Origin of the sequence: Blastococcus sp. TF02A-30 (assembly GCF_003319185.1) — a bacterium.
Lineage (GTDB): Bacteria > Actinomycetota > Actinomycetes > Mycobacteriales > Geodermatophilaceae > Blastococcus.
In genome coordinates this window covers 213,858-228,809 of the sequence record NZ_QOHJ01000004.1, presented here as the reverse complement: position 1 = coordinate 228,809, position 14,952 = coordinate 213,858, and the positions used below count along the sequence as shown (strand labels likewise).

General features: G+C 77.8%; 14 protein-coding genes. 6 read left to right on the top strand and 8 right to left on the bottom strand.

The genetic code is table 11. The annotated features are described in order from the left end of the window. Positions 1-116: 116 nt before the first annotated feature. Genes DQ241_RS10730 through DQ241_RS10720 form a run of 3 tightly spaced genes read right to left on the bottom strand, consistent with a single transcriptional unit; the run spans position 117 to position 2,202 of the window. Positions 117-638 (bottom strand): flavodoxin domain-containing protein, encoded by a 522-nt coding sequence (locus DQ241_RS10730; RefSeq protein WP_199584382.1) that lies wholly within the window; start codon positions 636-638, stop codon positions 117-119. Beyond that, positions 635-1,522 carry a universal stress protein gene (locus DQ241_RS10725; protein WP_113830169.1) on the bottom strand — a complete coding sequence of 296 codons (888 nt, stop codon included), beginning with the start codon at positions 1,520-1,522 and terminating at the stop codon, positions 635-637. The genes DQ241_RS10730 and DQ241_RS10725 overlap by 4 nt, the downstream gene beginning before the upstream one ends. A 35-nt stretch (positions 1,523-1,557) precedes the next feature. Beyond that, complete coding sequence (locus tag DQ241_RS10720) at positions 1,558-2,202, bottom strand: HPP family protein (RefSeq protein ID WP_147252360.1); 645 nt, start codon at positions 2,200-2,202, stop codon at positions 1,558-1,560. A 197-nt stretch (positions 2,203-2,399) separates the two neighbouring features. Between DQ241_RS10720 and DQ241_RS10715 the strand changes: the two genes are divergently transcribed. Next, positions 2,400-3,389 (top strand): universal stress protein, encoded by a 990-nt coding sequence (locus DQ241_RS10715; RefSeq protein ID WP_158545913.1) that lies wholly within the window; start codon positions 2,400-2,402, stop codon positions 3,387-3,389. After that, positions 3,386-3,838: a DUF1003 domain-containing protein gene (locus DQ241_RS10710; protein WP_199584381.1), complete on the top strand. Its 453-nt coding sequence runs from the start codon at positions 3,386-3,388 to the stop codon at positions 3,836-3,838. The genes DQ241_RS10715 and DQ241_RS10710 overlap by 4 nt, the downstream gene beginning before the upstream one ends. A 6-nt stretch (positions 3,839-3,844) precedes the next feature. Here the strand turns inward: DQ241_RS10710 and DQ241_RS10705 are convergent, their stop codons facing one another. Next, positions 3,845-4,555, bottom strand: a complete 711-nt coding sequence (locus DQ241_RS10705; protein WP_113830166.1) for a monooxygenase — start codon at positions 4,553-4,555, stop codon at positions 3,845-3,847. 141 nt (positions 4,556-4,696) lie between these two features. Between DQ241_RS10705 and DQ241_RS10700 the strand changes: the two genes are divergently transcribed. Both DQ241_RS10700 and DQ241_RS10695 read left to right on the top strand, forming a co-directional pair. Continuing rightward, positions 4,697-5,647: a universal stress protein gene (locus DQ241_RS10700; RefSeq protein ID WP_113830165.1), complete on the top strand. Its 951-nt coding sequence runs from the start codon at positions 4,697-4,699 to the stop codon at positions 5,645-5,647. A gap of 21 nt (positions 5,648-5,668) precedes the next feature. Beyond that, on the top strand, positions 5,669-6,667 hold the full coding sequence (locus DQ241_RS10695; RefSeq protein ID WP_113830164.1) for a zinc-dependent alcohol dehydrogenase family protein: 999 nt from the start codon (positions 5,669-5,671) through the stop codon (positions 6,665-6,667). 11 nt (positions 6,668-6,678) lie between these two features. Here DQ241_RS10695 and DQ241_RS10690 read toward each other — a convergent pair whose 3' ends face one another. Beyond that, on the bottom strand, positions 6,679-7,746 hold the full coding sequence (locus DQ241_RS10690; RefSeq protein ID WP_113830163.1) for a nitroreductase: 1,068 nt from the start codon (positions 7,744-7,746) through the stop codon (positions 6,679-6,681). Positions 7,747-7,963: 217 nt separating this feature from the next. On the opposite strand from DQ241_RS10690, the gene DQ241_RS10685 reads away from it, so the two are divergent. Together DQ241_RS10685 and DQ241_RS10680 are read left to right on the top strand one after the other, a co-directional pair. Continuing rightward, positions 7,964-9,505: a DUF4389 domain-containing protein gene (locus tag DQ241_RS10685; RefSeq protein WP_113830162.1), complete on the top strand. Its 1,542-nt coding sequence runs from the start codon at positions 7,964-7,966 to the stop codon at positions 9,503-9,505. A 29-nt stretch (positions 9,506-9,534) separates the two neighbouring features. After that, positions 9,535-11,061: a carboxylesterase/lipase family protein gene (locus tag DQ241_RS10680; RefSeq protein WP_113830161.1), complete on the top strand. Its 1,527-nt coding sequence runs from the start codon at positions 9,535-9,537 to the stop codon at positions 11,059-11,061. On the opposite strand, the gene DQ241_RS10675 is transcribed toward DQ241_RS10680, so the two are convergent. The 3 genes from DQ241_RS10675 to DQ241_RS10665 form a co-directional block, all read right to left on the bottom strand. Beyond that, on the bottom strand, positions 11,022-13,637 hold the full coding sequence (locus DQ241_RS10675) for a cation-transporting P-type ATPase (protein ID WP_113830160.1): 2,616 nt from the start codon (positions 13,635-13,637) through the stop codon (positions 11,022-11,024). The two genes, DQ241_RS10680 and DQ241_RS10675, sit on opposite strands and share 40 nt — an antisense overlap. Next, on the bottom strand, positions 13,634-13,864 hold the full coding sequence (locus DQ241_RS10670; RefSeq protein WP_113830159.1) for a 2TM domain-containing protein: 231 nt from the start codon (positions 13,862-13,864) through the stop codon (positions 13,634-13,636). Before DQ241_RS10670 ends, DQ241_RS10675 begins: the two co-directional genes overlap by 4 nt. A 148-nt stretch (positions 13,865-14,012) precedes the next feature. Further along, the gene (locus tag DQ241_RS10665; protein WP_199584380.1) at positions 14,013-14,930 is read right to left on the bottom strand and encodes a polysaccharide deacetylase family protein; all 918 of its coding nucleotides are present in this window, start codon (positions 14,928-14,930) and stop codon (positions 14,013-14,015) included. Positions 14,931-14,952: the final 22 nt, after the last annotated feature.

The following is a 14,952-nucleotide window of genomic DNA, read 5'->3' as shown; positions in this document are numbered from 1 at the left end:
ACTCCTCGAAGACCGGCGGTTACCGCTCACCGTCGCAGGGTCGCACCGTGCGCACGTCAGCGGAAGGGCTCGCAACGGGATGTTGCTCGCAGCTCACCCTCGGGCGGAGCGGGCGGTCAGCCGGCCGTCGCGGTCCTGACCCCGAGCGCGGCGGCCACCCCGGCGGCCCACGCCCGGATCGCGTCCCAGTCGCGGAAGTCACCGACCGGAGCCCGCATCGCCGTCGCCATCGCCCGCTCGCCGAAGGCCAGCCGCGTCGGGTCCAGCCGGCCGGGGAACACCGTGTGCCCGTCCGCACCGGTGAGCGCGGCCAGCGGCGCGATGTCGTGCGGCTCGTCCGGCGGGAACGGGGCCGCGCCGATGGGTCCGCTGCTGAACAGCCACACCGGGCGGGTCCGCAGGAGGCCGGCGTGCGCCGCGGCGTACTCGCGGGCCGGCTCGAGCCAGCGGCCGGCGTACACCGCGCTGCCGATGATCACGGCGTCGAAGGCAGTGGGGTCGGGACGCTGCTCGACCGGGATCGCGACGGCCGCGGCACCGGACCCGTCGAGGCAGCGGGCGATCTCGGCGCCGATCTCCGCCGTCGCCCCGTGCCGGCTGGCGACGGTGACCAGCACCCGCACCGGCCGCTCGCTCACCGGGCGCCCGCGGGGCGGAGGGGCACGATCGCCAGCGGGCAGGGAGCGCGGTGCAGCACCGCGTGCGTCGTCGGGCTGAGCCAGTGCCGTCCCCGGTGGCCGACCACCAGGAGCTCGGCGGTGAGGCCCACGCCCAGCAGCGGCCGCACCGGCCGGTCCCGCACGACGACCTCGCGGACGACGACGTCGGGCGCCTTCTCCCGCCAGCCCGCCAGGGCCTCGGACAGGGCCCGCTGCTCGTCGGAGAGCACCCCGGCCCAGTCCACCAGCGGGCTCAGGGCGGGGTCGGCGACCTCTCCGGCGACCTCCCGCCACGCGTGCACGGCGACCAGGTCGGTGCCCCGCAGGACGGCCTCGTCGAAGGCGAACGCCAGCAGGTCCTCCTCGCCGGGCCGGCCCTCGACCCCGACGACCACGGACCTCCGCCCCTGCACGGCGGCGGCGGTGGGGTCGGGGAGCACCACCACCGGGCACTGCGCGTGGTGCACGACGCCGGTGGCCGTGGAGCCCACCAGCAGCCCGGCGACCCCGCCGGCCCCCCGGCTGCCCACGACGAGCAGCGACGCGTCCGCCGAGGCCTCCTGCAGCACCGGGACGGGCGCGCCGTCGAGCACGGAGGCGGTCACCTCCAGCGAGCCACCGGCGGTCGCCGCCTCGACGGCGGTGCGGATCACCTGCTCGGCCGCGGACCGCACCAGCTCGGCCATCTCCTCCTCCGGTGGGGGCGAGGCGAGCCCGCCGAAGGGCCAGCTGGTGGCGTGCACGACGTGCAGGGGCACCGCGCGGCGGATCGCCTCGTCGGCGGCGAACCGCACCGCCCGCAGGGCTGCATCCGAGGCGTCCACCCCGACGACGACGGGGCGGTGCGGGGGGAGGTCGGTCATGGCGGCTCTCCGGATCGGGGCGGGGGCGGGCGGGGTCACGAGGAGCTGGTGCCGGCGGTGTGGTCGGGCCCGGTGAGGACCCGGACGCCGACGACGCCGGGCACGGTCCGCGCGAGCGAGGTCAGCGCGCCCTCCTCGACCTGGCGCGACACCTGGGGCGCCCCCCGGGTCCGGCGCACGGTGGCGATGCCCTCGACGACGTCCACCGCCCACGCTCCGAGGTCGCCGGTGTAGCCCTCGACGAGCTGCAGCAGGTCGTGCCGGACGGCGTCGTCGGGGCGGGCCACGGAGCGCAGCAGGTCGCGGCGGCTGACGATGCCGACGAGCCGGTCGTGCTCGAGGACCGGCACGCTGCGCAGCCGCTCGTCGACGAACAGGCGGGCGACGTCGGCGACGTCCGTGCCGGCGTCCACGGTGCGCACCGCGTCGGTCATCACGCCGCGCACCAGGAGGCCGACGACCTCCGCGTCGGCGTCGCGGCGCAGGTGCAGCCTCGGGTCCGGGGGGATCCGGTCCCGGAGGACGTCGGCCTCGGCCACGATGCCGACGAGCTGGCCGTCGTCGTCCAGGACCGGCAGGGCGGCGAACCCGTGCTCCGCCATCAGCTCCGCGGCGTGCTTGGCGGAGGTGCGCGGCCCCACCGTGACGACGTTCCGCGTCATGACGTCGCGTGCTCGCACGGTGCGCTCCGGGGGTGGGGGACGAGGACCGGGCCCGACGCTAAGGACGACGGAGGAGGCGTCCCAGGGCCGGGCGGGCGGCGCCGGCCGGGACGTTGGTCCCGGATCGTCGGACCGAGTGCCCGGCGCCCGCCGGCCGCCCGGGACCGAGGGTGGGGCGCGCGCCCGGTCGTCGGGCCGGCAGGAGGAGGGTCCAGGTGAGCGGTCCGGAACAGCCCGGTGCGGCCGGGGGCAGGGCGGCCGAGGGACGGCGCGGTCCGTGGGTGACGGTGGGGGTCGACGGGTCCCCGGAATCCCGGGCCGCGCTGGCGCACGCGCTGGTGGCCGCGGCCGGTCGTCGCGCGGGCCTCGACGTGGTGTCCGCCTTCGTCGTCGGCGGCTTCTACGCCGGGGCCGGCGCCCCGCTGGTCGTGCCCGACGTCGCGGCGATCCGGGAGGACGTCGACGCCCGGGCCCGGTCGCTGGTGCAGGAGGTGCTGTCCGACCCGGCGCTCGCCGGCGTCCCGGGGATCCGCGACGTCGAGGTGCGCGTCGTCGTGGCCCCGGGGCCCGCTGCCCAGGTGCTCCTGGACGCGTCCGCCGGCGCGGACCTGCTGGTCGTGGGCAGCCGGGGGCGGGGCGGGGTGCGCAGCGTGCTGCTCGGGTCGGTCGGGCTGCACTGCGCCACGCACGCCGGCTGCCCGGTGCTCGTCGTCCACCCGGAGGCGGGGGAGCGGCCGGACGGCCCCGTGGTGGTGGGTTTCGACGGCTCCGACGGCGCGCGGGCGGCGCTGAGCGCCGCGCTCGAGGAGGCCACCCGGGCCGGCACGGACGTGGAGGTGGTCGCGGTCTACTCCGTGGTGGACTACTGGACGGACCTGGAGCGCGACGCCGCGCCGTCGGAGGAGGCGATCCGCGCCGACCTCGAGGAGCGCACCCGGGCCGCCGTGGCGGTGGCGGTCGCCGATCGCGAGGCGGCCGGTGCCGCCGTGCCGCGGATCGACGTCTCCGTCGTGGACGGCGCGTCGCGGGAGGTGCTCGTCGAGCGCAGCCGGACCGCCCGGCTGCTCGTCGTCGGCAGCCGGGGCCGGGGCACGGTGCGCGGCCTGCTGCTGGGCTCGGTGGCCCTGCACTGCGCGATGCACGCGCACGGGGACGTGCTGGTCGTGCACCCGGTGGGCGAGGGACGACCTACCGTCCGGGCATGACGACCCGTCCCGGCATGTTCACGCGCGATCCGGACCACCGGACCCCCCGGATCCGCCGCCGCCACCCGGCGCTGCGCTCCGGGAGCCAGCTGACCAGGGGGGAGCGGGCGGCGGACGCGCTGCGCAACGGCATGGGGTCGTGGGCCTTCGTGCTCGTGTCGCTGGTGTTCCTGGCCGGCTGGATGGTGGGGAACCGGGACACCGGCTTCGACCCCTACCCCTTCATCCTGCTCAACCTGGTGCTGAGCTGCGTCGCGGCGCTGCAGGGGGCGATCCTGCTGATCGCCGCCAAGCGGGCCGACCAGATCACCGCCGACCTCGCCGCGCACGACTACGCCACCAACCTCGAGAGCGACGAGCTGATCAAGGAGGTGCGGGCGATCGTCCTCGACATCCAGCGGCAGGTGAGGACGCCGGAGGCAGCCGAGGACAGCGCGCCCGGGCGCTGAGCCCGCTCACCTCCCCGCCGGGGCCGCCAGCGGATCCGCGCCCCGGACCGTGCCGCGGGCGGCCTCGACGGCGAACCGGGCGAACAGCTCCTCGGCGTACCACCGCTCGTGCCCGGTCCGCGCGACCACCGCGGCGTGCGCCGCCCGGCCGTACGCGAAACCGGTGAGCGCGTCCTGGTCCCGCCACAGGGTGAAGGTGCCCTGCCAGCCCAGGGGTGCCTCGCCGATCCCCAGGCCGAGCAGCAGCCCCGGTGCGCGGTGCAGGTCGGCGGCCACCGGCGGCACTGCACGCCAGAAGCGCAGGGCGCCATCCGGCGCCAGCCGGGCGCGGGTGAGCGCCGCCACCGGGCCGGTGTGCGGTCCGGGGACGGGCCGGCCGAACGGCTCGCGCCCTCCCCACCGGCCGCGGACGGCCAGCGGCCGCAGCCGGGCGGTCCACTCCTCGTCCGCGAACCGCCGCCACCGCGCGACCAGCGGACCGGAGTCGAACGCTGCGGCGGCGGTCTCGTCCGCCCAGACGGTCAGCAGCGCCCACCGCCGCAGGTCGGCGTCGCCGGGTCCGAAGCTGCGGCCGGCGCCCGTACCCAGGGACCGGCTGAACCGGAGCCCCGGCACGGCGCGCAGCGCCAGCCGGTCGGCGGCCACGTGCGCGACCGCGCGGGGGAGGGCCCGCAGCGGCACCCCCCACAGCTGCAGGACGACGACCGGTGCGGGCACCGGGCCAGGGTGGCCCCCAGCGGGCCGCGGTACCAGTCCACGGGGACGAACGTCCCGGCACACGGGGACGTCGGGCCACGGCGCGGCGGGCTGCCCGACGGGAGGGTCTGGCTGACCGCACCCCGAGCCGAGGAGCCCAGCATGACCGCCACAGGGACGACCACGCGGATGGTGGTCGGAGTCGACGGATCCCCGCACTCCCGCGCCGCTCTGGTCTGGGCGGTCCTGGAGGCGGCGCGCAGGTCCGCGTCGCTCGAGGTGGTCGCCACCTTCCCGGTCGACTTCTACTGGGCCGATGCCTACCTGCTCGACCCCCGGCACATGACGCAGATCCGCGAGGACACCGAGAACCGGACCCGGGCGTTCGTCGACGAGGTGCTGAGCTCCGCGGAGGTCACCGGCGCCGCCGTGGCGGCGGACGTGCCGGTCCGGATCACGGTGGCGGCCGGCACCCCGGCCGAGCACCTGGTGCAGTTGTCGAAGGGCGCGGCCCTGCTCGTGCTGGGCAGCCGCGGGCGCGGCGGGGTGCGCAGCACCCTGCTCGGCTCGGTCGCCCTGCAGTGCTCGGCGCACGCGCCGTGCCCGGTCGTGGTGGTCCGTCCCGGAACGGGCCCGGGTGACGGCCGCGTCGTCGTCGGGTTCGACGACTCCGCCGCCGGCCGGGCGGCGCTGCAGCGGGCCGCCGAGGAGGCCCGGCGGCGCGGCGGTCCCCTGGAGGTGGTGGTCGCCCGCGTGCCGGTCGACACCTGGTCGGACCTGACGGTGGTCACCGGCCCGACGGTGTCCGAGCTCCTGGAGGACGGTCGCCGCAGCGCGGAGCAGGCCGTGCAGGAGGTGCTCGGCGCCTCGCCGGACGTCGAGGTCCGCGTGCGGGCCGACGTGGGTCCGGCCGACGACGTCCTCGTGCGGGCCGCGGAGCACGCCGACCTGCTGGTGGTCGGCAGCCGCAGCCGCAGCTCCCTGGCCGGGATGCTGCTCGGCTCGGTGGCGCTGCGGGCGGTCGTCCACGCCGAGTGCCCGGTCATGGTGGTGCACCCGCCGGCCGAGGAGGGGGCCGAACCGCTCCGCGCCGCCACCGCCGGCCAGGCCTGAGCGCCCCGTCCGGAGCCGGGGGTGCTGGCCTGGACCGTCGCCGCACCCGGCCCGGTCGACGACGGCCCGCTGCGCGCGGTCGACCGGCCGCTGCCGGAGCCGGGGCCGGGGCAGGTGCGCGTGGCGGTGAGCTGCTGCGGGGTGTGCCGCACCGACCTGCATCTCGCGGAGGGCGACCTGGCGCCCCGGCGCCCCGGGGTGGTCCCGGGGCACGAGGTGGTCGGCCGGGTGGACGCGCTGGGACCGGGCGCCACCCGGTTTGCCCTCGGTGACCGGATCGGGGTGGCCTGGCTGGGCCGGACCGACGGCACCTGCCGGTTCTGCCGGGCGGGGCGGGAGAACCTCTGCACCGCTCCGCTGTTCACCGGCTGGGATCTCGACGGCGGCTACGCCGAGGCGTGCCTGGTCGACGAGGGCTTCGCCCACCCGCTGCCCGACGACCTCCCCGACGAGCAGGCCGCGCCGCTGCTGTGCGCCGGCATCATCGGCTACCGGGCGCTGCGGCTGGCCGAGGTGCCGCCCGGCGGGCGGCTCGGGATCTACGGCTTCGGGGGCAGCGCCCACCTCACCGCCCAGCTGGCCCTCGCCCAGGGCCTGCGCGTGCACGTGCTCACCCGCGGCGAGCACAACCGGGTGCTGGCCGCCCGCCTGGGCGTGGACTCGGTGGGTGGCGCGGAGGACGTTCCGCCGGAGCCGCTGGACGGGGCCGTGCTGTTCGCCCCGGCCGGCGAGCTGGTGCCCGTGGCGCTGCGCGCGCTGGACCGCGGCGGCACGCTGGCCGTGGCCGGCATCTGGCTGTCGCCGATCCCGGGGCTGGACTACGCCGCCGAGCTGTTCGAGGAACGGCGGCTGCGCAGCGTCACGGCCAACACCCGGCGGGACGGCGAGGAGTTCCTGCGGCTGGCGGTCCGGCTCGGCGTCCGGGCGACCACCGTCGGGTACGACCTGGCCGACGCGCCACGCGCGCTGGCCGACCTCGCGCACGGCCGGTTCGGCGGGGCGGCCGTCCTCCACCGCTGAGGGCCGGCGGCTCAGCGCACCGGCGGGACCCACCCGGTGGCGCCGGGCACGGGCGGGTGCCGCAGCGGAGCCGGGGGCCGGCCGCTGCCGCGGACCGCGTCGTCGCGCCGGCGGCGCGGTGTCGTGGGCGTGGGGGCGGCGCGGCCGACCCGGAGCAGGTTCAGCGGGTGCCCGTGCCACACGAGGGCCGACCGCAGCTGGGTGCGGGTGAGCGGGACCTCCACCGCCTGCGTCATCGGGGCGGCCACCCAGCCGCGGGTGGTGAGCTCCAGCAGCACCCGCTCGAGCGCCTCGCCGGCGCGCAGCCAGGCGAGGAGGTCGTCGGTGCGGCCGGCGAGCAGCACCACCGTCTGCGCCGTCCCCGACCCGGTCCGGGCGGGGAGGCCGCCCGATCCGGTGGTGTCGAAGTCGCGCAGCGGCAGCGCGTCGTGCTGGCGCCCGTCGACGTGGGCCACCGCCTCGGGCGGGACGCCGTCGCCCTGGTCGGCCGAGCGGGTGGTCCAGCGGCGCAGCTCCGCGCGGTAGGCCGGATCGGCGTTCTGGATCCCGTCGGCCGTGCGCTGCAGCCGGCCGAGCAGGTCGAGGTGGTCCGGGCGGTCGACGGGCACGAGGAGGGTGTCCTCGGCGTCGGCCGCCTCGACCAGCACCCGCAGCAGCTCGTCGGGGACCCGCTCCTCGCCGAAACGGCGCCGGTTGGTGTGCCGCAGCGGGACGGCGGCGTCCAGCCGGGCGAGGGAAGCGTCGGCCGGCCCCGGTCCGGGCCGCAGGACGGCCAGCAGATCGGGGTCGTCCCGGTCGGGCAGCCGGTCCACCGCCGCGGCGAACCCGGCCGCGGCGACCGCCGCCCGCGCGTTGAGCAGCGCCGCACCGACGCTCTGGGCCAGTGCCCGGCCCCGCGGGTCCAGGACCGTCAGCTGGCGGCTGCGGTCGGCGTGGAGCTCCAGCCGGTCGCCGTGCAGCACCAGCCGCCAGGGCTGGGTGTTGTGCACCGACGGGGCGAGCACGGCCCGGTCGGCGGCCGCCTCCAGGGCCGCGGTGAGGGCGGCACCGGGGGCCGGGCGGGGCGGGGGGACGGACACGGGGGCGCTCCTCGATCGACGGGTGCCCGTCCACCATCGGCGGCCCGCGGCCGGCGTCACCCGTGCCGCCAGGCCTGATCCCGGCGGACCTTCGTCCCCCGCCTCCGGGACCCCGGCGGGACGAGCGCACGACCTTGGGCGGTGGGAGGAGGTGGCCCGGCTGCGCGAGCGTCGGGGGGGAGCGGTGGCCGGACGGCCGCCGAGGGGAGGAACCACCGTGACCGAGCACCGCGAGCCCTACCCCGTGCGCGTCGACGCCGCGCGGGATCCGGCGCTCTCCCGGGGCCTGTGGCTGGTGAAGTGGCTGCTGCTCCTTCCGCACTACGTGGTGCTGGCCTTCCTGTGGATCGGCTTCGTCGTCGTCTCGGTGATCGCCTTCGTCGCGATCCTCGTAACCGGCCGGTACCCGCGGCCGCTGTTCGACTACGCCGTCGGCGTGCTCCGCTGGACGTGGCGGGTGCAGCACTACGGCTACGGCGCGCTGGGCACCGACCGCTACCCGCCGTTCCGGCTCACCGACGACCCCGCCTACCCGGCCCACCTCGAGGTGCCCTACCCCGAGCACCTGTCCCGCGGGCTGGTGCTGGTCAAGTGGTGGCTGCTGGCCATCCCGCACTACCTGATCCTCGCCGTGCTGGTCGGGGGCGGCCTCTGGCTGGGCGCCGGCGGCCGCGGGGGCGACGACGGGTGGGCCGCCGGCGGGCTGCTCACCCTGCTGGTGCTCATCGCCGGGATCGCGCTGCTGTTCACCGGGCGGTACCCGCCGTCCCTGTACGACTTCGTCATCGGGCTGAACCGCTGGGCCCTGCGGGTGGCCGCCTACGCGGCCCTCATGACCGACCGCTACCCGCCGTTCCGCCTCGACATGGGCGGCACCGACCCGGGGACGCCGGCGGTCCCGCCGCCGCCCGCGCCGTCCGGCGGCGGAGCGACCGCCGCTGCTCCCACGCCGCCGGCGGGTGCCGGCGGGCACCCGTACCACCCCGGGAGCACGTGGAGCGCCGGCCGCGTCGTCGCGGTCGTGATCGGCGCGGTGCTGCTCACGGCGGCCACCGGCTTCGGCATCGGCGGCGCGACGCTGCTGTGGGCCGACCGCACCCAGCGGGACGGCGACTTCCTGGTCACCCCGTGGGCGTCGGTCAGCACCGACGGGTACGCGATCACCAGCGACAGCATCGAGCTGGACGTGCGCGGCTCGGACTGGGTGCTCGACGACTTCCTCGGCACGGCTCGCATCGAGGTGGACCCGTCCTCCGCCGACGAGGAGCTGTTCGTCGGCATCGCCCGGACCGCCGACGCCGATCGCTACCTCGCCGACGTGCGGCACGACGTCGTCCGCGACCTCGGGCCGCGCTGGGAGGGCCGGGGGAACCGCTGGCTGGGTCCGGACGCGGTGCGCGAGGTCGACGGCGGGGCGCCGGCCGCACCGCCCGGCGACCAGGACATCTGGGTGGAGAGCGCGACGGGGCGCGGCGAGCTGTCCCTCGAGTGGCGGCCCGCCGACGGCGACTGGACCGTCGTGCTGATGCGCGCCGACGGCGCCGCGGACCTCGCGGCCGACGTGCGGGTGGGCGCCACCGTCCCGGCGCTGCCGGGGCTGGCCGCGGCGCTGTTCGGCATCGGCGGCGTGCTCCTGGCCGCCGGGCTGGTCCTCGTCCTCGTCGCGGCGCGGCGCAGCGGGCAGACGCCGCCGCCCGCCGGCCCGACGGCGCCCCCGCCCGCGCCGGTGCTGAGCACGTCCGGCGGCCCGCAGGGCTGAACGGGGCCGCACGACCGAGGGAGGTCACCGTGGAATCGATCGTGCGCACGCGCGCCGGAGCGGTCCGGGGCGCGGTCCGGGACGGCGTGCACTCCTTCCTCGGGCTGCCGTACGCGGCGGCCCCGGTGGGCGCCGGCCGGCTGCGGCCACCGCGACCGGTCGTGCCGTGGGACGGCGTCCGGGACGCGACCGTGCTGGGGCCCGAACCGCCGCAGCCGGCGATGCCGCACCCGGACCCGTGGGGCCTGCTGTTCGACCCGGCGGCCCCGGGCGACGACTGCCTCAACCTCAACGTCTGGACGCCGGATCCGGGAGCCACCGGGCTGCCCGTGGTCGTGTGGGTGCCGGGCGGGTCGTTCCACTACTGCTCGGGCGGCAGCTACGACGGCAGCCGGTTCGCCCGCGACGGCGTCGTCTGCGTGACGGTCAACTGGCGCACGGGGGCCGACGGGTTCCTCTACCTGGGCGAGGACGACGACGGGGCCAACCTCGGGCTGCGGGACCTGCTGGCCGCGCTGCACTGGGTGCAGGAGGAGATCGCCGCCTTCGGTGGGGATCCCGGCGCCGTCACGGTGATGGGGGAGTCCGCCGGCGCCATGTGCCTGGGCACCCTGCTGGCGGTGCCGCGGGCCCAGGGGCTGTTCCGAGGCGCGGTGCTGGAGAGTGGAGCGGCCCACCACGTGGTGCCGGCCGACGACGCCGCCCGCATCGGGGCGCGGCTGGCCGAGGTGCTCGGCGTCCCGCCGACGCGCGCGGCCCTGGCCGAGGTGCCCGTGCCGCGGCTGCTGGAGGCGCAGGCCCGGGTGGACGGCGAGGTGGTGTCCGACCCGGACCCGGCCCGCTGGGGCACCGAGGTCGTGGCGAGCACGATGCCCTTCCACCCCGTCGTGGACGGGGACCTGCTGCCCGGGACCCCGATCGACCGCATCGCGGCGGGCTCGGCCGACGGGGTGGCGGTGCTCCTGGGCAGCAACACCGACGAGTGGCGGCTGTTCGCGGTGCTCGGCGGCCTGGTGGACGGGCTGACCGACGAGGTCCTCACCGGGCCCGTGGAAACCTACGGCTTCCGCAGCGCGGCCGCCTACGGCCTGCCGCCGCAGCGGGTGCTGGCCGCGTACCGGGACGGGCACCCGAGGGCGGCCGGCGAGGTGCTCGCCGCCGTCCAGACCGACTGGTGGGTCCGGGTGCCGGCGGTCCGCCTCGCCGACGCGCACGCCACCGCGGCGGCCGGGACCTGGATGTACGAGTTCGCCTGGCCCTCCCCGGCCTTCGGCGGGGCGCTGGGGTCCTGCCACGGGCTGGAGATGCCGTTCGTGTTCGACACCCTCGACCTCGGCCGGGACCAGATGCTCGGCGGGGCGCTCGGTGACTCCCCGCCGCAGGAGCTGGCCGACCAGGTGCACGGCGCCTGGGTCGCCTTCGCCACCTCGGGCGACCCCGGCTGGCCGCGGTACCGGCCCGACCGGCGGGCCGTGCGCCGGCTGGCCGTGCCGTCGTCCGACCTGCTCGAGGACCCCTACGCCCGGGAGCGCGCGCTCTGGGCCGGCGTGCGCTGACCGCCGGCGCGCCGCCGCACGGCCACCCGCTTGGCCGCGGCGTCCGCCAGCAGGACCGCGGGGACGGCCGCGAGCGCGACGAGCAGGCCGGGCAGCGGAGGCGCGGACTGGCCCAGCAGGTCGGCCAGCAGGGGCACGAGCAGCAGCGCGAGCAGGACGACGAGCTCCACGGCCACGGCCCACACCAGCAGGGGGTTGCTCCGCCACCCCAGGCGCCAGGCCGGCCGGCTGGTGCTGCGGCAGGCGAAGGCGTTGGCGAACTGGCCGAGCACCACCGCGGTGAACGCGGCGCCGGAGGCGCCCGCGAGCGTGCCGGCGGGCACCGGCTCGCCGTAGCTCCAGCCGGCGCCCAGCAGGACGGTGAGGAAGGCACCCATCGCCACGGTCGCCTCGACCGGCCCGAGCACGGTCAGCGCGCGGCGCAGCAGCCCGGCGTCGACGAGCCGGCGCCGCGGCGGCGGGCCGTCGAGCACCCGCGGGGACGACGGCTCGGCGCCCAGGGCCAGCGCGGGGAGGAGGTCGGTCGCGATGTCGAGGCTGAGCACCTGCAGCACGCTCAGCGCCAGCGGCACGCCGCCGCCGGTGACGGTGAAGACGACGAACGGCGTCAGCTCGGCGACGTTGTCGGTGAGGTGGTAGGTGAGGAACCGGCGGATGTTGGCGAAGGTCGTCCGGCCCTGCCGCACCGCGGCCACGATCGTGGCGAAGTCGTCGTCGAGGAGCACCAGGTCGGCGGCCTGCCGGGCGACGTCGGTGCCCCCGACCCCCATGGCCACGCCGATGTCGGCCGCGCGCAGCGCCGGGCCGTCGTTCACGCCGTCACCGGTCATGGCCACCACGTGCCCGCGGGCCTGCAGCGCCCGGGCGATCCGCAGCTTGTCCTCGGGCGCCACGCGGCAGACGACCACGCCGTCGGCGAGCAGCTCGCCCAGCGCCGCCTCGTCGGCCGGCAGCTCGTCCCCCCGGAGCACCCGGCTGGTGGGCAGCCACAGCCCGGTCTCGCGGGCGATCGCCTCGGCGGTGGCGGCCGAGTCCCCGGTGATCATGGCGACGCCGATGCCGGCGGTGCGGCACGAGGCCAGGGCGGCGCCCACGTGCGGGCGCGGCGGGTCCTCCAGGCCGACCAGCCCGAGCAGCTCCAGGTCCTGCTCGGCGGTGTCGGCGTCGGCGCCGTCGGGCAGCGGTCCCCGGCGCCGGGCGACGGCGAGGACGCGCAGCCCCCGGGCGGCCAGCCGGTCGGCCTCCTCGGCGGCGGGACCCGGATCCGTGCACCGGTCCAGCACGCTGCCCGGCGCGCCCTTGACGGAGAGGACGTCGTGCTCCCACACCGACATCCGGCGCCGCCGCGGGTCGAACGGGAACCGCCGGGTGCCCGGCGGGCTGCCCTCGACGGTGCCGGGCACGCCCAGCCGGTGCGCGAGGGCGTCCAGCGCCGCCTCCATGGGGTCGCCCAGGGCGATCCAGGACCCGTCGTCGTCCTGCCGGGTCCGGCCGGTCGAGCACCGGGCCGCCGTGCGGGCGAGCTCGCGGGCGGCGGCCAGCGCCGGCTCCGGACCCTCGAGCTCCGCCGTCGGCTCGTACCCGGTGCCGTGCACGGAGATCCGCCCCTGCGGGGTCCACACGGTGACGACGGCCATCCGGTTCTGGGTGAGCGTGCCGGTCTTGTCGGTGCAGATGAACGTGGTCGACCCGAGCGTCTCGACCGACTCCAGCCGGCGCACGAGGCCCTTGCGCGCGGCCAGCAGCTGCGCCCCGCGGGCCAGGGACAGCGTGACCGTGGGCAGCAGCCCCTCCGGGACCAGGGCGACGGTCACCCCGACGGCGAACAGGAAGCCGTCGCTCAGGGGGAGCCCCAGCACCACCCCGGCGGCGAAGCAGACGGCACCGATGCCCAGCGCGAGCACCGTGATCGTGCGCACCAGCCGGTCCAGCTCCTTGGCCAGCGGTGTCTTGGCGCGCTCGACACCCCGGGTCAGGGTGGCGATGGAGGCCAGCCGGGTGTCGCCGGCGACCGCGGTCACCACCGCGGAGGCCTCGCCCTCGACGACGAAGCAGCCCGCGTACACGGCGTCGTCCCGGCCCTTGCCCACCGGCTCGCTCTCGCCGGTCAGCATCGCCTCGTCGAGCCGCAGGCCGTGCGCGTCGAGCACCCGCAGGTCGGCCGCGACCCGGTCGCCCGCCTCGGGGAGGACCAGGTCGCCCACCACGAGGTCGACGGCGTCGATCTCCTGCCGCCGGCCGTCCCGGACCACGGTCACCCGGTGCGGCACCAGGTCGCGCAGCGCCTGCGCGGCCCGGTCGGCCCGGTACTCCTGCACGAACGCGAACAGCCCGTTGAGGACGACCACCACCACGATGGCCACGGCCAGCTGCGGCATCCCGCCGACGAAGGCCAGGGCGGCGGCCGCCCACAGGAGCAGGGCGAAGAAGTGCACCAGCTGGGCCACCAGCAGCCGCACCGGCGACGGCGGGCCCTCGACCGGCAGCCGGTTGCCCCCGGGCGGCCGGCGGCGGGCGGCCTCCTCGCCGGTCAGGCCGGCAGCGGAGACGGCCGGCGCGGCCACCTCGCTGCTCACCGCCGGGCGGGGCGGGGCGCGTAGGCGGCGCGCCGGTGCAGCTCGAGGACCAGCCCCCAGGCGGCGGTGACCACCAGCGGCCACGGGAACCAGCGCTCGGTGGCCAGGGCGACGACCAGCCAGGTGACCAGGAGCACGACGTTCGCGAGCGCGTAGCCGAGCAGGTGGAGGGCGAACCGGCGCCGGCGCCGGACGTCGGCGGGGGCCAGGAGACCCTGGTCGGGCATGGAGTCCTCGTTTCCGGGCAGCGGCGGCGGACCGGTGCGGCCGGTCGCTGCCAGCCTCGGTGCTGCCCGACCACCGCGGCCGGGTGCGGAGGTCCCCGGGTGCGGGACGGGTGGTCCCCGCGCGGGGCGACCTTCGGCCCTGCCGGTCTCAGAGCGGCGTGAGCGCGTCGAGCGTCACGAAGCCGTAGCCCGCGCTGCGCAGGCCCGCGATCACCGCCGGCAGCGCGTCGGCGTCCAGCGTGCTGCGGTCCTCCGGGTGGGCGCCGACGTGCATGAGCACGATCTCGCCGGGGCGCTGCGCCCCGAGCACGCGGTCCACGACCGACTGCACCGAGCGGCCGCCGCTGGTGCCCTGCCAGCCGAGGGTGTCCACGGTCCACCGGACGGCCACGTAGCCCAGGTCGTTGACGGCGCCGATGGTGCGGGCGTCGCGGTCGCCGAAGGGGAAGCGGAACAGCGGCCGCGGGTCGATCCCGCTGCCGCGCAGCGTCCGCTCGACCCCGCGCACCTCCTCGGCCAGGGCGGCGTCCGACAGCGCCGGGAAGTGCGGGTGGCTGACCGAGTGGTTGCCGATCCGGTGGCCGGCGGCACGGATCGCGGCCAGCCCGGCCGGGTCGGCGGCGGCCCACCGCCCGGTGACGAAGAAGGTGGCGGGCACCCGCTGCTCGGCCAGGGTGCGCAGGATCGGGGCCAGCCCCGAGCTGTCGCCGCCGGCGTCGAAGGTGAGCGCGACGACCCGCCGGTCGGTCGGGATGGCGGTGACGTCCTGCCCGCGCAGCGCTGCGGGCACCGTCGGTCCCGGCACGGGGGCGGTGGGCGAGGGGGCCGGTGTGGTCGTCGGGCCGGGTGCCGGCGTGGTGGGGGACGGCGTGGGGGTGTGTCCCGGCGGGCCCTCCGTCGGCGTCGTGGCGGTGGACGTGGCGGACGGGGACGACGCGGGCGACCCGTCGCCGGAGGCGCCCGGGGACCCGTCGTCGCCCCCGCCGACGGTGACCACCACGGCGACCACCGCGCCCACGACGGCGACCGCGGCGGCCGTGATCGCGAGCCGAGCGCGGCGTCCCATGTCCCCTCCATCCCTCCCCGTC

Coding starts and splice junctions, on each gene's coding strand:
- DQ241_RS10725 (WP_113830169.1), bottom strand. CDS start 1,522: ATGACCGACCTCCCCCCGCACCGCCCCGTCGTCGTCGGGGTGGACGCC.
- DQ241_RS10700 (WP_113830165.1), top strand. CDS start 4,697: ATGACCGCCACAGGGACGACCACGCGGATGGTGGTCGGAGTCGACGGA.
- DQ241_RS10670 (WP_113830159.1), bottom strand. CDS start 13,864: ATGCCCGACCAGGGTCTCCTGGCCCCCGCCGACGTCCGGCGCCGGCGC.
- DQ241_RS10710 (WP_199584381.1), top strand. CDS start 3,386: ATGACGACCCGTCCCGGCATGTTCACGCGCGATCCGGACCACCGGACC.
- DQ241_RS10665 (WP_199584380.1), bottom strand. CDS start 14,930: ATGGGACGCCGCGCTCGGCTCGCGATCACGGCCGCCGCGGTCGCCGTC.